Source organism: Vibrio sp. 99K-1 (assembly GCF_013114585.1).
Lineage (GTDB): Bacteria > Pseudomonadota > Gammaproteobacteria > Enterobacterales > Vibrionaceae > Vibrio > Vibrio chagasii_B.
The window spans coordinates 43,079-63,028 of the sequence record NZ_VTXF01000004.1 but is presented as its reverse complement, the minus strand read 5'-3'; the positions used below and the strand labels follow the sequence as shown (position 1 = coordinate 63,028).

Genomic DNA, 19,950 nt, shown 5'->3' with positions numbered 1-19,950 from the left:
CTCATGCAAACAATAGAACAGTTTCGACAATTTGAAATCCCATTACACCACGTTCAGGCTCCAAGGATTGGTCGAGTTCATATCGGTTTAGTGCAGCTAAGTACTGACCACTCATTAGAGATGGACTGGGCTAAATTACTGGGCACACAAGCAGGAGTGTTTAGCTCCCGTGTTTATTACAGCAGCGAAATGACTCCAGAAGCGCTCGACCAAATTGCGGTTGGGATCAGCGAAGCATCAGATCTGATAGCGACGGGTTTATCCATGGATGTCATGGCGTTTGGTTGCACTTCAGCTTCTATCATTATCGGTGAAGAAAAAGTCGCTAACCTTCTTACGAAAAATCGCGGTGATATTCCCGCAACCAATCCATGGACAGCTGCTCAAGCCGCATTTAAGCACTTGGGTGCAAAGAAAGTTGCCGTGTTTTCCCCCTATCCAACAGAAGTGAATTTCCCTCTTTATCAACAACTGACAGCCGCTGGTTTTGAAGTTCCTGTTTTAGGTTCACTTGGCATTGAGAAAGACACTGACATTACGACGGTTTCAAAGGAATCGATGATGGAAGCGTTGAGCAAGATGTTGCCAGGCTCAGGTGCCGATGTGGTGTTTATGTCTTGCACCAACCTTCGTGTTCTTGACCACATTCAAGAGATTGAAGACCGATTTGGTATCCCTGTCGTGTGCAGCAACTCTGCGATGTTCTGGCACTGCATGCACTTAGTCGGCAACAAAGCTCAATGTCCAGGTTACGGCCAATTGCTAAATCAATAGCAAACACTGAAAGGAATTTAAAGATGAGTAATACAGTAAAAGGTTGGATTGCGGCTATTTTCATTGGCCTGTTATGGGGTGTTCCATGGATCGTTGGAACGCCTATTCTTGAAGTAATGGATGCACAAGTCTTGGTATGGGTTCGCTATACCGTAGCCTTCATTACATTGTTTGTGATTATCCAAGTCAGTAACGCTATAGGTAAACCACAGAAAAAAGTCGACTTTAAACTTAATTGGGCAAATCGACACGACATCTTCTGGGCAGCATGTTGCGGTATTATCGGTCAAGGCGCTTTCAGTTTTCTATCGTTCCTGTCTCTTGACTACATTACCGCTTCAGAAAACGGCGTAATCCAAGGCCTTATCCCAATCATCATTTTATGTGTAGGTTTCCTTCGTCATGGAGAACGCTTTACACCATTACAGATTTTAGCAGCTGTCGGTGCGTTTGCTGGTGTGGCTATCTTGGTCATGGATCCATCGGTTGAAGGCAGTGGGTTCAACATTGGTCACTTGATCTGTCTTGGTAGTGCGGCGAGTTTCTCTACGATGGCTTACGCTCGTGCAAAACTGGCTGAGAAATACGGTTCAGTGGCAACTATGTATCATCAGTTTGTTTTTGCGGCAATTGGTTTCGGTCTTTATCTATTGGTTGTCGGCGCCGATTTCTCATCAGCGCTAGGAATCTTTAGTTCTCCCCTTCGTGTGCTTTGTATTGCGATTCTAGGTGTGGGTATCTCTGGTATCAGTTACCTGATTTACATCTACGCAATGGAACGTGTTGGCGTAGATGGTACTGGTATGGCATTGAACTTAATGCCTCTATCTTCATTTGTACTCGCTGTTTTTGCTCTCGGTGAGGCAGTTACACCAATGCGATTACTTGCGATAGCCGTAGTTATTGGTTCGATGATGATGTTCATGAAGTTTGGCAAGGCGAAGAAAAAAGTGCCTCAGCTGAAAACGGCGACGGAAGCGAATTAACCACTAGTTTCTACATGTAAATCATGAATATTCAGGCGGTGTTCTGCACCGCCGTTATCAAAAATTATGGAAGATAGACAGATGAACACAACAAACAGAGACACATTTTTAGGATGGACTGCTGCCATTGCTGTTGCCTGTATCTGGGGCGTAACTGGGGTTGTATCAAAGCCACTTTCTATGGCGGTTGACCCGATGACATTGGTATTTTTCCGCTACGTTACCGCGGTAATTGGCCTTTCCATCATTTTCTTTTTTACATCACGTAGCAAAAGCTTGAGCGCTGATTTAGGTTCTTCATTGAAGATCGATACCAAAGATATTGGTCGCATTGCGCTTTGTGGCATCGTTGGACAAGGGGTGTTTTCACTGTTTAACTTCCTTTCTCTGTCTCACATTGGTGCGACTGAAAACGGTGTTATTCAAGGCATGCAGCCGTTCGCGACGGTTTTCTTTGGCATGATGTTTATGAACTTCCGCATGAACAAGATTCAGTGGGGTGCTTTTATTGCCTCTGCGGTATGTATCTATGCGATGAGTGTTGGTCCAACAAACTCCATTGAAGGTGGTATACCACTACTAGGCTATGTTTACGTGACGTGTTCAATGCTGGCGCTAGCGTGGACTGCTCACTTACGAGCGAGCCTGGCGGATAAATATGGCTCAGTCGTTTCTATGCTGTACCAATATATTTCAGTTGCTGTCATGGGCATTATTGTTGTGATCACCATGGGGTTAGACTTATCTCAGATCTACATCATATTCTCTAGCCCATTGTTGATTGCTCTGCTTATTTTCTTAGGTACAGGTATCTCTGGTGGTAGCTACTTGATTCAACTTTATTCCTTCAAACGTATTGGTGTAGAGAAAGCGACAATGGCTCTTAACCTAATGCCTTTGGTTGGTTATTTGGTGGCGGTACTAACACTAGGCGAACAGATGGCTCTGGGAAAAACCATTATCGTGTCACTGATTGTTGTAGCACTTTACGTATTCACTAAGTTCGAAACGAAACAAGAAGAGCAGACTACGGAAAGATTGCCTAGCAATAAAAAAGCAACACCGGAAGCGAGCTAAATGATGAAATCTGTGACTAAAGGTTGGATGGCGGCGATTGGCGTAGGGTTGTTATGGGGTTCTGAGGGCGCATTAGCTACCTTGCCATTACAAACCATTGATGCGCGATTGTTGGTGTGGTTACGCTACATGATGGCATTCTTTGTCTTATCTTTAGTCCTGATTTTCTCTGCAATGCTCCACAAGAAAACTCAAAGCAAACCGAAGTTGGCGTTTAGTTGGGCTAATCGGAGCGAACTATTCAAGTTGTTGGTGTGCGGTGTTGTTGGCCAAGGTTTGTTTAGCTTTCTTTCGTTTCTCTCGTTGGACTATATTTCACTGTCAGAAAATGGCGTCATTCAGGGACTTGTTCCCATCGCTATCTTAGCAATAGCTCAGCTTTTTTACGGCGCTCGATTTACTCGCATGCAAATCGTCTCTAGCGGAATTGCTTTGGTTGGCGTCACCATGTTAGTGCTCGCTCCTCCGTTTACTTCTCAAGATAGAGGGGTAAATATCGGGCACCTGATTTGTCTATTGAGTGTGCTGAGCTTTGCATCGGTGACTCATTTGCGTGCTCAGCTTGCAGAAAAATACGGTGCAACTTGCACCATGCATTATCAATTTGGTTTTGCGGCGGTTGGATTTTTCATTTATCTACTGGTTTCAGGCATTGATGTACCAAGTCTGTTACTGGTAATTCGCCCTTCTTGGTCGTTACTCTGCATTATTGTGTTGGGTGGCTTTGTATCAGGACTGGGCTACATCGCATACATATACGGCATAGAGCGTGTTGGTGTTGAAGGCAGCAGTATGGCTTTAAATCTCATTCCTATGTCTGCATTTTTCATCGCTGTTTTGGTGTTTGGAGAACCCATCACACCTTTTAGGGCGCTGGCTGTGGGCTTGATTATTGTAGCAATGACGCTGTTTGCGGCATCTAACAAGTCCCGCGAGATGACATCTAAAACAGTTTTAACGAATTAATTTTAAGTATTTATTGGAGTTTCCATGACTAACATTGCCAACGTTACAGAATGGCGCCGCCATTTACATCAGTACCCAGAATTTGGTACTAAAGAGTTCATCACATCTGAATTCGTAGCGAACAAGCTCGAAGAGTTCGGCATTGAAGTTCACCGCGGTATTGGCGGGACAGGTGTGCTTGGAATTCTGAAAAATGGCACAAGCGATCGCTCGATTGGTCTACGTGCGGACATGGATGCGCTGCGTATTCATGAAAAGAACACTTTTTGTCACGCTTCAAAGCATGAAGGAGCGATGCACGCTTGTGGACATGATGGCCATACCGCGATGCTACTGGGTGCGGCGCAAGAGTTGGCAACCAAGAAGCATTTCGATGGCACTGTATACTTCATTTTTCAACCAGATGAAGAGCGAGGTACAGGAGCGAAAGCGATGATCGCTGATGGCCTGTTCACTCGTTGGAATATGGATGCAATTTACGCTATGCATAACTTACCGGGTATCCCTGAAGGTAAATTTGTGACTCGTCCAAGCTCGCTCATGGCAAGTGAAAGCAGTTTTGAAATTGTGATCAAAGCGACGGGCGGCCACGCGGCGATGCCACACATGGGAACCGATCCGATTGTGGTTGGTGCTCAAGTGGTCACTGCACTGCAAGCCATCGTTTCGCGTCATTTGAGCGCCATTGATGAGACGGCTGTTATCTCGGTGACTAACTTTGTTACTAACGGTACTGTCAATGTGATTCCTTCGCAAGTGACTATTTCTGGTGATACTCGCAGCTTCACCGATCAAGCATTGCACAAGATTGAGAAAGCGATTGAGCGTGTCGTCGCTGGCCAGTGCATGTCAGCAGGTGTTGATTACCAATACCACTTCAACAACAGCTTTCTATCAACGATTAATACGCCGGAAGAGACTGCTCATGCGGTAAAAGCAGCACAGGCGGTTGTCGGTGAAGATAATGTGAATGGAGCTTGTGAACGCTTCACCATCAGTGAGGATTTCTCGTTCATGTTACGCGAAGTAAAAGGGTGTTATGTGTTAGTTGGAAATGGTGTTGGTGAGTGTGGAGGCACTGCTCTTCATAACCCGCACTATGATTTTAACGATAATATTTTGGAACACGGTGTTGGGTTTTGGAAGACGCTTGTAGAGCAACAATTGTCACAGTAAATTGAAGAAAATAGAGCGAGAGGTTAACCTCTCGCTCTATTTGTATGCAATGCGTTCTCAAATTGGTGAACGGTTTGGCTGACTTGGTTTGTTTAGCTTAACGATTCACTTGTTCAACAATCTCACGTGCTAGACGGGCAATCTCATCCCACTCTCCATTTTCAACGAGCTTCTTGTCGACCATCCAAGTACCACCGCAAGCTAAAACTTGAGGTATGGCTAGGTAGTTATCGATGTTTGATGGCGTGATACCGCCTGTAGGCATGAGTCGAATATCGCCGTATGGACCAACGAGCGATTTAACCATGTTGATGCCACCAGAGGCTTCGGCAGGAAAAAATTTGAGAGTCGTTAGTCCCATCTGAAGTGCCGCTTCAACGGTGCTTGGATTGTTCACACCTGGAATGATATCGATACCGATCTCTTGGCATGCTTTAACTGTGTTTGGATTGAATCCTGGTGATACCACAAAGGTTGCGCCCGCTTCTTTTGCTGCGAGTGCTTGCTTACGGTTCAAGATGGTACCCGCGCCGATCAGCATGTCAGGCTGTGCTTGGCGAAGCAGTCGAATCGCTTCAACAGCGGCATCTGAACGGAACGTAATCTCAGCAGCTGGAAGCCCATTCTCTGCCAATACTTTGCCTAGTGGGATGATGTTTTCTGCGTTATCAATGGCGATAACAGGGATAACTTTAAGTGCTTTTAATTGGTCATTAATTGTAGGCATGGTTTACTTCTTAATAGGGTTTGAAAGAGTGTCGGTGATGGATTTTGGGATGATTGCGCCATGATGTTGAATAACTAATCTGGCTAATGCATTACCTTGGTGGCAGGCTTCTTCAATAGAACCTCCAGCGAGATAGCAAGATAAGAAACCGCCGTTAAAAGAGTCGCCAGCAGAGGTGCTATCAACCACAGTTTCGACCGGTGTCGTTGTGATTTTTACGGGCTCATTTGCGGGGTTTTCGCTGATCAAGCAGCCTTCAGCTCCAAGCTTGACAACAACGGTTTTGACACCGAGTGCATGCAGCCTTGTTATGGTGTCTTGTGGTGTTTGATCGCCCCACAACAGTTGTTCATCATCGAACGTGACTAGAGCTATGTCGGTCGTTTTATAACCTAATAGATAGCATTCTTTAGTTGCGGCCTCTGAGCTCCACAGCTTTGGTCGATAGTTGCTATCAAAGGCGATGGTAACGCCACGTTCACGTAGGCCTTCTATGATAGTGAGCAACTTTAGTTGATCGCTGTGTGGCAGTATCGCGAGGGAAATACCACTTAGAAACACCATATCAACGTCACGAAGTTGGTTCGCTATCTTATCGAAATCGGTGTGCTGTACCATGTAGCGAGCCGCAGAATCGTTGCGCCAGTATAGGAAGGTTCGCTCACCAACATCGTCGAGTTGAATCAGATAGAGCCCGGGTGAACGCTGCTCATCAATAAGCACGAACTCGGTTGATAGTCCTTCATCTTGCCATCGATTAAGCATCTCTTGGCTGATAACGTCTGAGCCTAGCGCCGTGACATAGCTTGTTTGTATCGCTGGATTCGCAGTGTTATTACTGCTCATGGGATTGCTAACCGCAGCGCTACGGTTCAAATAGATTGCCGCGTTTAATGTGTCTCCACCATAGCTTTGATGCATGTTACCAAATGGAGATCCATTCAGTTCAATCATGCACTCACCGATGATTGCGATGTGGGTCATAATATAGCCTTAGAAAGGAAAGATTGGATTTGTTCGTATTGAGGAAAGCATGACCATAACGAGATATGGTCATGCTTTTTCGATTCTAATCTTACGGGAGTGGGACTAGCCGATTACTTGTTGTCTAGTTTTACGAACAACATGGTTAGAACAAAAGAGAGTGCGAATACACCCACCACGCCCATAATTGCCTGAAGGAAGTTTTGTGTACCGCTTGCAAGGTAAGCTGGCAAGCTGAATACAGAAGAAAGAATGTAGCTTGTTAAGTGCGTATCGATTGTTACCGAGATAGCACCGAACACACCTGCAGCCAAACTCGCGGTCATCATCGCTTTGGTGTATTTCGTTAGTACACCAAATAGAGCTGGCTCCGTGATGCCTAAGATAGCGGTAACACTTGAACCCATCGTAATTGAAGATTGCTCTTTAGAAACCGTTTTACGTTGCTTGTGCCAGATAGCCATTGTCGCGCCAGCAATTGCCATGTTACCCAAACACATAATCGGCATCAGTAGATCCTTACCATACAGTGCAAAGTTGTTCAGGCTGATCGGCGTCATGCTGTGGTGGATACCAAATACGATGGTAATTGGGCGAGTTAGACCAAACACAAAGCCCGTTAATGTCGGAGAGATCTCCAGTAGTGAACTCATCACCCAGCCTGCACCGTTACTTAGCCAGATACCTGCAGGACCAACAAAAGATAGTGTGATGGTTGAAGTTACCGTAAAGGCCAACAGTGGTGTAAATACAGGCTTCGCAGAAGATGGTACTAGACGGTCAACTAACGGAGTCACTTTAGACAATAACCAGATAGCAAGAATCGCCGGTACGATAGCGCCGCCGTAGTTGAGCAGCTCAATCGGAACCACGCCAAGAACCGTCAGCTCCGGAGCAGCGCCTGCGTCTTTTAGCATTGTTGCTTTATCAACGAGCAAAGGCGCTAGCATTGCAGAAGAGACAGCAAGCGCAATATATTCGTTTACTTTAAAGACCTTGGCGGCAGAGAAAGAGACCAGCATAGGTAAGAAGAAGAACACAGCAACAGAAATTGAACGGAAGAAGTAAACCGTGTCTGAGGTTTCAGAGATAACATTGGTTGCAATGAGACCTGATAACAGACCCATGAGCATACCGGCACCAGCAATGGCTGGAACAACAGGACCAAAGATGCCCGCGACAATGCGCATCACACCTTGGAATAGCTTCCCTTTCTCTAGCTCATCAGCAGGAGTCGCGTCAGCTTGTTGAGTGTTTGAGAGTGCGTTGAACCACTTCTCTACCTCAACACCGATGATGACTTGAGTTTGGCCCTGTTGAAGGACCACACCTTTCACATCTGCGATCTGCTTGATCGCTTCTTCGTCTACCAGCGATTCGTCTGATAATTTGAAGCGCAACCTTGTCATACAGTGGGTGATACTCACGATGTTGTCTTCACCACCAACAGCGGTGACTAATAACTGTATATTTTCGTTGAAATTTTTCTTTTTCGATAATGACTTAGAGTTTTTCACAACGGCATCACTCTTTTCTACCATTTGCATACTACACCTGTTATTGGAATATATTTAACTCGAGAAATCATAACGACAACCAATTTAAATCCAACGGAGAAAAAAGAGATCTCAATCACATTTAAAATTCGAAAAATTAATTTTTCAGCGTTTATTGCCAATTGGTATGTTTTGTTTATCAAAAAAAAACACTTAACGTACCAATTATTTTTGGGCAAAAATTAGCGCTTGAAATGTGATTTTTAAAGCGGTTAGATAATAGGAGTTGACTTAAGTTTAGGTTATTTAATTGTGAAAGAAACTATTATATCCGATATCCATTGTATTATTACTAAACCAGACAGACACAACCTCATTACCGTTGTCGTAGAAACGAATGAAGGTGTGACTGGCTTTGGTTGTGCGACATTCCAACAAAGACCGCTTGCTGTAAAAACAATGGTCGATGAATATTTAAAACCTATTCTTATTGGTAAAAACGCCAATAATATTGAAGACTTATGGCAAATGATGATGGTCAACGCTTATTGGCGAAATGGCCCTGTTATCAATAATGCAATTTCCGGTGTTGATATGGCACTATGGGATATTAAAGCCAAATTGGCGGGTATGCCGTTACATCAGTTATTTGGTGGTAAGTCTCGTGATGCTATTCCTGTATACACACACGCGACTAGCGACACAATGGAAGGTATTTATGAGCTGGTGGAATCTTTCTTAGACAAAGGCTACAAGCACATTCGTTGTCAGCTTGGTTTCTATGGTGGCGTTCCAACCGATTTGCATACCACTCAAAGCCCGACTGAAGGCTCGTACTACGACCAAGATCAGTACATGGACAATACTCTAACCATGTTTAAGTCGTTGAGAGAGAAGTATGGTAATCAATTCCACATTCTTCATGATGTTCACGAGCGCCTTTTCCCAAATCAAGCGATACAATTTGCGAAAGAAGTGGAGCAATATAAGCCGTACTTCATTGAAGATATTCTTCCGCCCAACCAAACGGAATGGCTAGACAATATTCGTAGCCAAAGCTCAGTATCATTGGGCTTAGGTGAGTTATTTAATAACCCTGAAGAGTGGAAGTCTCTAATCGCGAATCGTCGAATCGACTTCATCCGTTGTCATGTTTCACAAATCGGTGGTATTACGCCAGCTCTGAAACTCGGGCATCTATGCCAGAACTTCGGTGTACGTATTGCGTGGCACTGTCCGCCAGATATGACGCCAATTGGCGCTGCGGTGAATACGCATTTGAACGTGCATTTACATAATGCAGCGATTCAAGAGCATGTCGAATACAACGAGAATACGCACAAGGTATTCCCGAACGCTGCAGAGCCAATTAATGGCTACTTATACGCTTCAGAAATCGCAGGTATTGGTGTTGAAATCGACCGAGAGGTTGCAGCCGAGTTCCCTGTTATGTATCGCCCCCACGAGTGGACTCAAAGTCGCCTTCCTGATGGCGCAATTCATACCCCTTAACTCGTATTTATAATATAAAATGGTCGCTATAAGCGGCCATTTTTTTGAGTTGATTTGATTGTCTAATTAAAATTAGGTACTAACAAGATTATATTATTGGTGATTTAAATTAATATTTTAATAGTCATTCACTAATCTTACCCACTCAATATAAGTATCATTTTCAGGTTAGTATTATTTCTTATCTCGGTAGCTCATACTCTCACGGTTAAAAGGGGTGTGATACGTGCATTGGTAATTAATATCAATAATATCGCTGACTATAAATAATTCACCAGACGATAAGAAACCTCGGTTGGTGATATTCATCGCTGCCGCATTTTTTTTGCAACCAAGCAACTCTGCATCTTCCTTAGAAACGTTGATCGCTTGATACGTCGTTAAGTAGCTATCGATCTGAAGGCCTTTCGCTAGCGCATGTTTCTGGATTGAGCTTTCAATGATCTCGGCATTCATCTCTGGGAAGACACTGACAGGGATCTTGGCTTCTTCTATCTGAACGACTTTGTTGTTAATCAATCGAAGACGTCGAATTTTCCAAATGTAGTCATTGTCGTCTAAAGAAAAAATCTGCTGTTCGTGGTTATCGGGTAGCGCTTTATTCAGCTGGAGCTTTTTATAAGAGATCTCTTCAAAACTGTTTTCAGTGATGGAGTTGTAGACTAGTGGTGTACCAATGAGAGAAGTGTTGACGAAATAACCAGAACCCACCTTAGATTTCACCATGCCAATAGCCTCTAGCTTAGCTAGTGCTTTACGAATCGTGAAACGAGATAATCCATATATTTCAGACAGTTCTCTTTCAGCAGGAAGCTTATGGCTGATACTGTTTTGACAGATCTTACTCACAATATCTTGGACAACTAATTCGTATTTTTTCATAGTTCGATAACGTTAAAGTGGATTCACTGTGGTTAAAGAATAGTGAACTAAATCAGGGATTCAGCACGCTTTGAGAGACTAAGAATTATAACACATAAGGGCATTTGGAGGATGAGAAATGAGTCTTATTAAACCGCTTAAGTCGGTGCATTTTGAGGCTTAATCGTGAATGCGTATCTTGTGAACTCAAGAGAATAGAGGCTAAACTAGAAAGCCAAAATGTGCATTCTACGTCATCAAAATAGGGGAAGGGTATAGAATGGGACTTAATATACTGCTCATAGATAAACGTATAGCAATCCACTGCCAATATTGTGTGGAAACAGCTGGCGCGCCAACGATCGTGTCATCTGAAGCCGATTTGTGTTGATAGTTTGCTCACTTGTAAATAATGAGAAGGCCATCGTAATGATGGCCTTTTTTGTACTCCATTGGTTGTATATTCTATTCGATACTTTTAATTTATAAACGTTCGTCATGAATCTTGATGCGTGGCACTTTGTGTCTTTTTTCCATCAATAACATGGCGATCACAGGAGTATGTATGAGTTCTAATGAAATCAAAAATGTGGTGTTTGATGTAGGCAATGTCATTGTGCGTTGGGCACCTCTGGAAATTGCCCGTCTTACTTTTGGTGATACTGAAGACTTGGAGTCTCGAGCTCGTAATATTTTCCAAAGCACGATTTGGTTAGATTTGAATAAAGGTTTTTTGACCGAAAGTGAGGCCAAGCTTCGTTATCAACAAGAACTTGACTTATCTCCATTAGAGTGTGACCGCTTGTTTTATTACGTTAAACAAACGCAGATCTTACTGCATGGTTCTGTAGAACTCATTGAGCGTGTAAAGCGCTCTGGCTATGGCGTGTATGCGCTGACCGATAATGTGGTCGAGATTGTCGAGTACTTGAAAAAGACCTGCGAATTTTGGCCGTTATTTGATGGTGCGGCAGTATCTGCTGAATTGGGCATGCTTAAGCCACAACCTGCAATCTACCAAGCGCTGTTATCTAATAATGGGCTTGAAGCTTCAGAAACCGTCTTCATCGATGATATGCCCTATAACGTTGAAGGGGCAAAGGCTGTAGGTATGGCTGGTATTCAGTTTACCGATGCCGCTCAGTGTGAAAACAGCTTGCAGGCGCTTGGCGTTAATTTAATCGATTGACACCTTGGCGATTGAGTTAAATTTGAGGATGTAGAAAATGAAAAGATACCCACCTAAGTCTATCGTTGCATTCTTGTTTTTAACTATGTCGGTACTGGTTTTAGTCGTGGCTTTCGTGCTTCAAATTCGCGGTGAGCAAGCATGTGATAGTTGCTATGAATCAGATAAAGGACAGTTCAAGTTTGTCCTTTACGATGGAACTTCACCTGCGATAATTCCAAGTATTCACAACGAGCTAATACTCAAACAGGCGCCTTTGATGAAGAGCTTCGGCCTGGGCTCAATACCGGTCATAACGGTGAGAGTATGGCAAAGCCAAAAGGCCTACTTAGATGAGCAAGAGCGTAGCATTGGACAGCGATATGCATTTTCTACTGGGTATATCGAGCCTCAAAGTAATGAAATCAGGCTGCTTTATTTTGGTGGTGAAATCCAACGAACAGCATTGCATGAGTTTGTGCACTTACTGACACTTCAAATCAACCCCAATTTTGCGAATAACCCTCGTTGGTTGTGGGAAGCGGTGGCTATCTATAAATCTGAAGATTATTGGTTCCACATGAATAACAGGAATGCCATCAAAGCCCGTTTTGATGGGCTTGTTCAAGAGTTATATATCAACCCTAATGGTGGTTCAACAATCTATGAAGTCGGTTATACCATCGGTGAGTTTATCGAGCGTTCATGGGGGGAGGAGGCTTTTATCAAGCTCATAAAGAGTAACGGTGATGTGTCTGGAATAACGAATGAGCCGATAGAGTCGCTATTTTCAGGGTGGAAGGATTTCGTGAAAAATACCTACCTTAGCTCACCACAAAGTGAGTATGAGAAGGCTTTAGAACGGAGCCCATTGCAGGCCTCTGAGCAGTGAATGAGATGAACTGAGTAGAAAGTTAACCGTACGATAGAACAACGCTGTTTATTAGATTAAGAGCCATGTTATTGAAACATGGCTCTTTTTGTTTTTAGATTTGGATACGCAATTTGCTTTTTAGTCGTGGGCTTGTTCGGCATTCAAGTGTCGAATCAGCTTTGCTGGTGTGCCGCCGTACAAGCAGTCTGGTGGTACATCACTGTTGACCACAGAGTTGGCTGCGATCACAGAGCGAGTACCAATGGTCACGCCTTGGTTAATCACCGAGTTTCCACCAATCCAGACATCATCTTCGATTGCGATAGGTAGACAGAAAGTTTCCCACTTGCGACGACTGAGGTGGTTCAGTGAGTGAGAAGCAGTGTAAAACTGGACACTTGGCCCCACCAATACATTGTTGCCAATTTTGATGTTGGAACCGTCAAGCATCACCACATTCATGTTGATGAAGGTGTCGTCACCAATCTCGATTGTTTTACCAAACTCACAATGAAAAGGGGGCTGGATTAAGCTGCTGCTACCAACCTTACCAAATAGCTGTTCTTGCAATGTGTGTTGCTGGTCTGGGTCTTGGTGGCTGTTGAAAGCCATTAGCGACTTTTTGGCATTGGAACGCATGGTTTCAATTTCTTGGTCTGCACCATTATATACTTGCCCAGATAACATCTTTTCTAGTTCAGTTTTAACGTTTGTATTACTCATGCTTGCCCACTTTCCGAGAGTCTCGGTTTAATACCAATCGTAGTAAATAACTGGTCATCCTAGCTGGTTAAAACGCTCAATAACTGCGTTAGAAATTTTGATTGTAGAATAACTACTTATCGAAACTCTTTGTAGAATAGAGCCGCCTTGTTCTTAAGCCTTTTTCCTGCGCTATTTATGATTCACTTACTTACTGTGATTGGTATAAATGACGAATACTGCAAGATTAGCGATTTTCGGGCATAAAAAAAGAGAAAAGCCTCAGCCTTTCTCTTCCTGTTTTTCTACTTAGCAATCAAGATTGCTTAAATTAGATTTGCTCAACGAAACCCATCAAGTGCTGTTTCACTTCGTCTGAAGCAAAAGCGCTTTCTACAGAGTACTTGTAGATTTCTGCGTAATCTTCTTTTGTTAGACCGAAGGTTTCACACACACGTTTTACTTCGTTAGTCATGGTTGTGTTCGACACTGTACGGTTATCTGTGTTGATCGTTACAACGATGCCGTCTTTCTTGAATTCAGCAATTGGGTGGTCGCTGAATTGGTGAATACATTTAGTTTGCACGTTACTTGTTGGGCAAGTTTCAAGCGCAACCTGCTTCTCTTTAACGATGTTGTACGCATCTTCGTTGCCTTGGATGTGAACACCGTGGCCGATACGTTCAGCGTCTAGCATAGTTACTGCATCGTAAACGTTCTGACCATGCCATTGCTCACCAGCGTGAACCGTCACTCGGTAGCCTTGCTCGATAGCGTATTGCGTGTATTCAGGGAACTCTGCACAGAAACCTGGCTTTTCACCGCCAGCGATATCAAATGCCACTACGCCTTTACCAAGGTATGGCTTACCTGCATCGATCACGTCTTTGATTGAATCTTTAGGGAACATACGCAGTACAGACATAATGTAGTTGCCCTTGATGTCGTATTTCTCTTCTGCTCGCTTCATGCCTTTCACTGCACTTGCAATGATCGCGTCAAGAGACAGACCTTTATTGACGTGCAGGATTGGTGCGAAACGAACTTCTAGGTACTTAACGTTTTCTAGTGCTGCGTCTTCGTAAAGCTCAAAAGAAATACGCTCAATCGCTTCTTCAGTTTGCATCACTTTAAGTGGCAGGCTGAAACAAGCTAGGTACTCATCTAGGTTTTTGCAATCTTCTGGCACAGTTAGAGATTGAACAACCGCATCACGGTCTTCAGGTAGTTCGATATTGTATTGTTTTGCTAGGTCAATAATCGTATCTGGGCGAACACTTCCGTCTAGGTGGCAGTGTAAGTCAATCTTTGGTAGTGCTAGAAAATCCATGAGTATTCCTTAATTCTATTATTCTTTGAGTGTGTTAACTCACATGCGCTAAATTTACCAAGAGCATGATATGATTTAAAGTGACAAATAATCATCATTAACCTGAATTTGGGGAATATCATGGTCGATGTTAAAAGCTTACTTAAATGCGATATGAATTTGCTGTTGTGCTTACATGTTTTGATTGAAGAACGCAGCGTAAGCAAAACGGCAGAGCGGCTGTTTTTGAGCCAATCTGCGGTAAGCAAACAACTCACCAAGCTCCGAGCTTTGTTTGACGACCCGTTGTTTGAGCGTGAGTCTAAAGGTCTATTCCCAACCCCAAAAGCACTGGTATTAGCGCCTAAGATCCACCAAATCTTACTGCAAATCGAGAAACTGACGGTCCCTGAGGTGTTTGATCCTAAGGAGAGTGAGCGTACTTTCACTATAGACCTTGTTGAGACCGCCTACACAGCGGTTTATCCGCAATTCATGCCAACCGCGCTTGCCGATGCGCCTCATATCACCATCAATAGCTCAACGTGGAGTAGTGATAGTTTCAAACGTTTACTCAAGCGCGAAGTCGATTTTGGTATCGGTATTTTTGAATTAGATGAACGAGCCTCAACCCATGTGCAATGTATTCCGGATGAATTGGATTACGTTGAGTTGTGCCTGGATTATTCCGTTTGTTTGATGCGTAACGATCATCCTGCTTTGCAAGAAGAGTGGAACCTCGACACTTTTCTCAAATATCGACACATACAATTGGTGACGGGCGGAGCGGGCGACTGGTTATTGATGGAAGTGCTTAACGCTAAGCAGTTAGAGATCAACAAGGCCGCTAACGTGTCGGATATCACTAGTGCCATTAAACTATGTAAGCAGAGCGACCTGTTGATGTGCTATCCATACAACTCGGTACGTGATTATATCGATAGTGGTGAACTAGTGATGAAGCCAGTTCCCATTGATTTGGTACCGGGCGGGTTATTCTTGTTGTGGCACCGTTATTTTGATTCTGAGCCTAGCCATCGCTGGCTGCGAGAGCTGATTGTTAACAAGACGCAAGACACTCAAGAGTAGATGGTGTTTTAACGCATTGTAATTCGTAAAATATTTTTCGCTTTTCGTTCGTCTTTTCAGACTGAGCATCGTCTTAATTGGGGGCGTAATTCCCGATCATAGTGAGAGATTAAAATGAATCCAATGCCAGTGTCATTGATTCCGCAACAAATAATAGAAGATGCCTGTGAGTGGGCGATCATGCACGGCGTTGCGTTTCGCCAGTCAGATAATACCGCTAGGCATTGTCCTTTCAGTATTGCGCCAATGACAATGGAACGTGAGGTTTATCAACACCTGCGCCGCGTCACTCCGCTCATTACCAAGCTGATCAGCAACGTATCGGAAGATCATGATTTTCTGCAGTCGTCATTGAGCGATATGGCGCAAGCCGATCCATTCTTTGGCCGCTTAATGGCACTTCATCAACAAGCTCATGGCAGTGCCGATGAACGCTTGAGGCCTGCCCGCCAGCCTTTGCTATTGATGCGAACCGATTTTATGGATGACCGTCAGCATGGAGCAAAAGTGATTGAATTCAATGGTATAGCAGCTGGTATGGCACCCTTTGGTCAGCGAGCAACAGAATTCCACTCATACATGCAAAACCAATGGCCAGAAACGTACAAGAACTGGCTAGAAGACCCGTCAGCAACACCAGCAGAGAACCAAGGTTTAGCTCAGCTAGCTTATGGTATTGCGACGACGGCTAGGCAAGTGAAAAACGATTTTAATGAGCAAGATAAACCAGTTTTCTTGATGGTGGTGCAGAAGAACGAAGACAATGTATATGACCAACATTTGCTTGAAGTTGAACTGCAAAAGCAAGGTATTCGCACGGTGCGTCGTACTTTTGAACAGTTGAGCTGTCAGCTTTCAACAGGAGATAACCAACGTTTGTTGCTGCAAGATGTTGGCGCGGTCGATGTGGTGTATCTAAGAGCTGGTTATCAGTATTCAGATTACTGGGCTCCAGAACTCAACGAATCGGTTTGTTGCCACACGCTAAGTCAGACTCGCTTATTTATGGAACAACACCATGTCGCAATGAACGCGACTATCAGCCAACAGTTAGCGACCAGTAAAACCATGCAAATGCTGCTGACCATGATGCCAGCAGCAGAATACGCAGGCTGGGGTTTAACGCTAGAAGAAGCGGAATTGGTGAAGAGTGTTTTAGCCGACATGAAGCCAATCACCCGTGAATCGATTGAATGGTTTAACACACAAGCTGATAAGCAAGAATGGGTGCTAAAAAACCAAGGTGAGGGCGGCGGTCATTGTGTATTTGGTGACGATATCAGTGAACAGCTGAGGCAACTTAAGCCAGAAGAGTACGACGCGTGGGCATTGATGCAGCGTTTGTACCCGCATGAGCGTGACGTACCGACTATTGCAGTGCGTGACACCCAGCAAACGCTTGTAACAGATCTAGTCAGCGAGGTCGGCCTATTCACCGCTTACTTCAAAGGTGAACCAGTAACCGAACTGGACGGTTATGCTGGCTACTTAATCCGCAGTAAGCCAGCCAGCGAAAACGAAGGCGGGATCCACAGCGGTAAAGGGATTCTCGATTCATTGGTGTTGATTGATTAGGTCCTGATTCCGACCGATAGCAGATAAAAGAAAGGCCAGAGTATGAGCGTTGGCCTTTTTTTTGGTCTCGATTTTGTGGTTTTGAACGAATGCTTTGTCGCGTTATGCCGGAACCTTAAAACAAGAATCTTGATTGCTGTATTTTGGTACGAAGCACAATTTGTCTGCTGACATTTTTAAGCCGTTTTGCATCTGGATATGTGTTACCGCCCAGATCACACAGCCGTGAGGTAGATTGAATAGCGAGCGAGTTTGAGTGAACAACACGCCGTCATCATAGGCTGGTGTAATGTTCGTCGCTTTGCCTTGCCACGCCTTATGAGTGGTTTGCACATCAATATTTGGCACAATCAGTGAGAGCATTTCTGGCTCAACGTCTTTGACGACTTTCAAGCAGATACGACACCCATCGTAGTATTGTTCTATCCAGATTTTATGTGGAATAGCGTTGTCATCCCAACTCAGTTGTAAGATATGTTCCATGACTTTGTCCTTGGTATCTAAGAAGGAAAGGCAGTGCTCACACTGCCTGAATTAGCTCAAATATTATTCGTAACTTAAACCATGTCCGAACGGGTAAAGGGTGTCGGCTTGATCATACCCAGGATAATCTGAGTCTTGGTTTTGAATCGCTTGGGCGCTGTTTGCTAAAGCAAATGGCAGTTTTCCTTGAGGAGCAAAGTTGCCTGAAAGCACTTCCATGAGGTTGCTGTCCGAGACTCCAAATGTGGCTATCACGGCACCGGCTTGCTTAAGATTACTTTGATCGTCTAGCACGAAGGGTTGTCTAAAGTTGATGGACAAGACCGTTTTGTCAGCACCCACTTCGTTCATAACGGCTTTGATGTCGCTTAGGCTTGGTTCAATATGCCAAGATGCCGCTGTAGCCATTTCACTGAATGCAAGAATATCGAGTTCATCTGGGTTCGCACCACCAAAGATAAGGTCAGGATCTGAACCTTCGTTGGATACGCGAACACGAATAACCGCATAGTCCGTATCGGCTGGTACTGGTGGACGCGTTTCTCCCGCTTCGTAATCACCGGAAGTCACGGCAAAGTTGTACTTGTCGTCTCCAGCAATGTTTTCGTCCATTCCCATGACATACAGAGCAACAGGAGCTTGTGCGGTTGATTCAGCTAAAGGTAAAGTCTTATTGGTATTTTGAAGTAAGACGACAGACTTTTTCTGTGCGTAATCAGCGCGTTCTTGGTACTTCTCATTGCCTAAAATCTCTTGGGCTTTTTTCTCGTCAACGTAAGTGTTTTCGAAAAGGCCAAGCTTGAATTGTTCTTCAAGTAAGCGTGTTACTGATAGGTCGACACGCTCTTCGGTGATCAGATCCTTTTCGACCAGTTTCACGATGACTTCTTTATCATGGAAACCTGAAAGCACATCGACTCCAGCCTCGACCGCCATTGCAACTTGCTCATCAATCGTTTTGTGTTCTACACCCCATGCGCGCTCGCCAATAATGCCGGTATCTGAGTTCACGTTACCTGTGTAGCCCAATTCGTCTCTGAGCAGGTCAGTGACAATGCCTTTTGAAAAGGACATACCAACATCGTTTGGCATCCACTTTTGATCTACAGGGATGCCGTAGTAAGGCATTATTGAAGAAGCGCCAGCCTCAATCGCGGCAATAAACGGTTTTAGGTGGTAATCAAAATTGTTCTTTGGATAGACTTGGTTCTTACCAAAGTCATAGTGTGGGTCACCACCGTTTTCTTGTGGACCGCCGCCAGGGAAGTGTTTGATGGTTAGCGCGATACTGTCTTCGTTAATCTCACCGCCATCCTGCAACCCTTTGATCAGTGAACGCATAATGTCAGATGCTAAATCTGCATCTTCGGTAAAGGTTTCGTGTACTCGATACCAGCGAGGTTCTGTCGCCAAATCCATCATGTATCCGTACATACTCCGCAGGCCAATTGAAGACCATTCTTCATTCATGATGCCAGCAAATTCAGTGATCAAATCCATGTCGCGAGTTGCCGCTAAACCTGCCTCTTTAGGCCAAGCAGAAAATGCTCCTGAAGAAACGTTGATCCCTGCTTTTGCTGATGGATCAATATGGTTACGGGCATTGGATTTGAATAGAGCGGGGATACCCATTCGCGTCTGTTCACGCAGTTCTTGAACGCTATTCATGAACTGGGCAGCTTCTGTTGGGGTTATCTGACAACCTGAACGTCCAGCATCACAATCAGGAGTGTTAGTTGGGGTTTCAACTACGCTGTTACGGAAGATAAAACGTGTCATTTGGGCATCGGCAATCATGTCTTGCCCTGTGCTGCTAACAAGCCCACCTTCAGACGAGTTTAAGGTGTCAATGAGCATCATGCCGGCTTTCTCATCTAGCGTCATTCGGCTAACCAAGTCTGCTGCTCGCTCTTCTGGAGATAATCGCCAGTCTTCAAAGGGTTCAAGTGTTCCATTGCCGTTAGAATCTCGGAATTGGTAACCTTCAACGTTCAATACATCATGAACACGAGAGTGAACTTGGGGTTGTTGGAAGTTATTGTCGCTATCAGATGAGTTGCATCCTGCAAGAAGCAACGCGATTGCTATAGGTGTCAGGGTAAGACGCTTCATGGTCACGATCCTATTGTTAGTATAATAATAAGTACATGACCAATTTTAATAATTTACGGATTATTGGTTAACCAAAATA

The 19,950-nt window shown here is 44.2% G+C and carries 18 protein-coding genes; 10 read left to right on the top strand and 8 right to left on the bottom strand.

Annotation, left to right across the window (positions count from 1 at the left end; genetic code table 11):
• Positions 1 to 3: 3 nt before the first annotated feature.
• The 5 genes from F0228_RS04345 (at position 4) to F0228_RS04325 (ending at position 4,979) form a co-directional block, all read left to right on the top strand.
• Positions 4 to 774: an aspartate/glutamate racemase family protein gene (locus tag F0228_RS04345; protein ID WP_061032018.1), complete on the top strand. Its 771-nt coding sequence runs from the start codon at positions 4 to 6 to the stop codon at positions 772 to 774.
• Between the two features lie 23 nt (positions 775 to 797).
• Positions 798 to 1,760 (top strand): DMT family transporter, encoded by a 963-nt coding sequence (locus F0228_RS04340; protein ID WP_061032019.1) that lies wholly within the window; start codon positions 798 to 800, stop codon positions 1,758 to 1,760.
• An 81-nt stretch (positions 1,761 to 1,841) separates the two neighbouring features.
• Positions 1,842 to 2,837 carry a DMT family transporter gene (locus F0228_RS04335; RefSeq protein WP_171730241.1) on the top strand — a complete coding sequence of 332 codons (996 nt, stop codon included), beginning with the start codon at positions 1,842 to 1,844 and terminating at the stop codon, positions 2,835 to 2,837.
• Complete coding sequence (locus tag F0228_RS04330) at positions 2,838 to 3,803, top strand: DMT family transporter (protein WP_239936418.1); 966 nt, start codon at positions 2,838 to 2,840, stop codon at positions 3,801 to 3,803. It abuts the gene before it with no gap.
• Positions 3,804 to 3,827: 24 nt separating this feature from the next.
• Positions 3,828 to 4,979, top strand: a complete 1,152-nt coding sequence (locus F0228_RS04325; protein WP_171730240.1) for a M20 aminoacylase family protein — start codon at positions 3,828 to 3,830, stop codon at positions 4,977 to 4,979.
• Positions 4,980 to 5,076: 97 nt separating this feature from the next.
• Here F0228_RS04325 and F0228_RS04320 read toward each other — a convergent pair whose 3' ends face one another.
• The 3 genes from F0228_RS04320 to F0228_RS04310 all read right to left on the bottom strand — a co-directional run bounded on the left by F0228_RS04320 (position 5,077) and on the right by F0228_RS04310 (position 8,237).
• Positions 5,077 to 5,706: a bifunctional 4-hydroxy-2-oxoglutarate aldolase/2-dehydro-3-deoxy-phosphogluconate aldolase gene (locus F0228_RS04320; RefSeq protein WP_171730239.1), complete on the bottom strand. Its 630-nt coding sequence runs from the start codon at positions 5,704 to 5,706 to the stop codon at positions 5,077 to 5,079.
• A gap of 3 nt (positions 5,707 to 5,709) precedes the next feature.
• Positions 5,710 to 6,690, bottom strand: a complete 981-nt coding sequence (locus F0228_RS04315; RefSeq protein WP_105058543.1) for a sugar kinase — start codon at positions 6,688 to 6,690, stop codon at positions 5,710 to 5,712.
• Positions 6,691 to 6,803: 113 nt separating this feature from the next.
• Complete coding sequence (locus F0228_RS04310) at positions 6,804 to 8,237, bottom strand: PTS transporter subunit EIIC (RefSeq protein ID WP_171730238.1); 1,434 nt, start codon at positions 8,235 to 8,237, stop codon at positions 6,804 to 6,806.
• Positions 8,238 to 8,498: 261 nt separating this feature from the next.
• On the opposite strand from F0228_RS04310, the gene F0228_RS04305 reads away from it, so the two are divergent.
• The gene (locus F0228_RS04305) at positions 8,499 to 9,698 is read left to right on the top strand and encodes an enolase C-terminal domain-like protein (RefSeq protein WP_171730237.1); all 1,200 of its coding nucleotides are present in this window, start codon (positions 8,499 to 8,501) and stop codon (positions 9,696 to 9,698) included.
• Between the two features lie 174 nt (positions 9,699 to 9,872).
• Here the strand turns inward: F0228_RS04305 and F0228_RS04300 are convergent, their stop codons facing one another.
• Positions 9,873 to 10,580, bottom strand: coding sequence for a GntR family transcriptional regulator (locus tag F0228_RS04300; RefSeq protein WP_171761923.1), 708 nt, complete (start codon positions 10,578 to 10,580; stop codon positions 9,873 to 9,875).
• Between the two features lie 544 nt (positions 10,581 to 11,124).
• Here F0228_RS04300 and F0228_RS04295 point away from each other — a divergent pair.
• Positions 11,125 to 11,748 (top strand): HAD family phosphatase, encoded by a 624-nt coding sequence (locus tag F0228_RS04295; protein ID WP_171730235.1) that lies wholly within the window; start codon positions 11,125 to 11,127, stop codon positions 11,746 to 11,748.
• Between the two features lie 37 nt (positions 11,749 to 11,785).
• Positions 11,786 to 12,619: a hypothetical protein gene (locus F0228_RS04290; RefSeq protein WP_171730234.1), complete on the top strand. Its 834-nt coding sequence runs from the start codon at positions 11,786 to 11,788 to the stop codon at positions 12,617 to 12,619.
• Positions 12,620 to 12,739: 120 nt separating this feature from the next.
• Here F0228_RS04290 and F0228_RS04285 read toward each other — a convergent pair whose 3' ends face one another.
• Positions 12,740 to 13,324: a sugar O-acetyltransferase gene (locus tag F0228_RS04285; RefSeq protein ID WP_171730233.1), complete on the bottom strand. Its 585-nt coding sequence runs from the start codon at positions 13,322 to 13,324 to the stop codon at positions 12,740 to 12,742.
• A gap of 310 nt (positions 13,325 to 13,634) precedes the next feature.
• Positions 13,635 to 14,633, bottom strand: a complete 999-nt coding sequence (gene add, locus F0228_RS04280) for an adenosine deaminase (RefSeq protein ID WP_171730232.1) — start codon at positions 14,631 to 14,633, stop codon at positions 13,635 to 13,637.
• Between the two features lie 120 nt (positions 14,634 to 14,753).
• Between add and F0228_RS04275 the strand changes: the two genes are divergently transcribed.
• Together F0228_RS04275 and F0228_RS04270 are read left to right on the top strand one after the other, a co-directional pair.
• Positions 14,754 to 15,701 carry a LysR substrate-binding domain-containing protein gene (locus tag F0228_RS04275; protein ID WP_008216036.1) on the top strand — a complete coding sequence of 316 codons (948 nt, stop codon included), beginning with the start codon at positions 14,754 to 14,756 and terminating at the stop codon, positions 15,699 to 15,701.
• A 123-nt stretch (positions 15,702 to 15,824) separates the two neighbouring features.
• On the top strand, positions 15,825 to 17,276 hold the full coding sequence (locus F0228_RS04270) for a glutathione synthase (RefSeq protein ID WP_171730372.1): 1,452 nt from the start codon (positions 15,825 to 15,827) through the stop codon (positions 17,274 to 17,276).
• Positions 17,277 to 17,378: 102 nt separating this feature from the next.
• On the opposite strand, the gene F0228_RS04265 is transcribed toward F0228_RS04270, so the two are convergent.
• Positions 17,379 to 17,759 (bottom strand): hypothetical protein, encoded by a 381-nt coding sequence (locus F0228_RS04265; protein ID WP_061032033.1) that lies wholly within the window; start codon positions 17,757 to 17,759, stop codon positions 17,379 to 17,381.
• A 63-nt stretch (positions 17,760 to 17,822) separates the two neighbouring features.
• Positions 17,823 to 19,871: a glycoside hydrolase family 3 N-terminal domain-containing protein gene (locus F0228_RS04260; protein WP_171730231.1), complete on the bottom strand. Its 2,049-nt coding sequence runs from the start codon at positions 19,869 to 19,871 to the stop codon at positions 17,823 to 17,825.
• Positions 19,872 to 19,950 lie beyond the last annotated feature (79 nt).

What these genes read in the sequence shown, in the direction of transcription:
- F0228_RS04320 (WP_171730239.1), bottom strand. Translation starts at nt 5,706, where the DNA reads ATGCCTACAATTAATGACCAATTAAAAGCACTTAAAGTTATCCCTGTT.
- F0228_RS04290 (WP_171730234.1), top strand. Translation starts at nt 11,786, where the DNA reads ATGAAAAGATACCCACCTAAGTCTATCGTTGCATTCTTGTTTTTAACT.
- F0228_RS04325 (WP_171730240.1), top strand. Translation starts at nt 3,828, where the DNA reads ATGACTAACATTGCCAACGTTACAGAATGGCGCCGCCATTTACATCAG.
- F0228_RS04310 (WP_171730238.1), bottom strand. Translation starts at nt 8,237, where the DNA reads ATGCAAATGGTAGAAAAGAGTGATGCCGTTGTGAAAAACTCTAAGTCA.
- F0228_RS04315 (WP_105058543.1), bottom strand. Translation starts at nt 6,690, where the DNA reads ATGACCCACATCGCAATCATCGGTGAGTGCATGATTGAACTGAATGGA.
- F0228_RS04345 (WP_061032018.1), top strand. Translation starts at nt 4, where the DNA reads ATGCAAACAATAGAACAGTTTCGACAATTTGAAATCCCATTACACCAC.
- F0228_RS04265 (WP_061032033.1), bottom strand. Translation starts at nt 17,759, where the DNA reads ATGGAACATATCTTACAACTGAGTTGGGATGACAACGCTATTCCACAT.
- F0228_RS04275 (WP_008216036.1), top strand. Translation starts at nt 14,754, where the DNA reads ATGGTCGATGTTAAAAGCTTACTTAAATGCGATATGAATTTGCTGTTG.
- F0228_RS04285 (WP_171730233.1), bottom strand. Translation starts at nt 13,324, where the DNA reads ATGAGTAATACAAACGTTAAAACTGAACTAGAAAAGATGTTATCTGGG.
- F0228_RS04260 (WP_171730231.1), bottom strand. Translation starts at nt 19,871, where the DNA reads ATGAAGCGTCTTACCCTGACACCTATAGCAATCGCGTTGCTTCTTGCA.
- F0228_RS04335 (WP_171730241.1), top strand. Translation starts at nt 1,842, where the DNA reads ATGAACACAACAAACAGAGACACATTTTTAGGATGGACTGCTGCCATT.
- F0228_RS04340 (WP_061032019.1), top strand. Translation starts at nt 798, where the DNA reads ATGAGTAATACAGTAAAAGGTTGGATTGCGGCTATTTTCATTGGCCTG.
- add (WP_171730232.1), bottom strand. Translation starts at nt 14,633, where the DNA reads ATGGATTTTCTAGCACTACCAAAGATTGACTTACACTGCCACCTAGAC.
- F0228_RS04330 (WP_239936418.1), top strand. Translation starts at nt 2,838, where the DNA reads ATGATGAAATCTGTGACTAAAGGTTGGATGGCGGCGATTGGCGTAGGG.
- F0228_RS04270 (WP_171730372.1), top strand. Translation starts at nt 15,825, where the DNA reads ATGCCAGTGTCATTGATTCCGCAACAAATAATAGAAGATGCCTGTGAG.
- F0228_RS04295 (WP_171730235.1), top strand. Translation starts at nt 11,125, where the DNA reads ATGAGTTCTAATGAAATCAAAAATGTGGTGTTTGATGTAGGCAATGTC.
- F0228_RS04300 (WP_171761923.1), bottom strand. Translation starts at nt 10,580, where the DNA reads ATGAAAAAATACGAATTAGTTGTCCAAGATATTGTGAGTAAGATCTGT.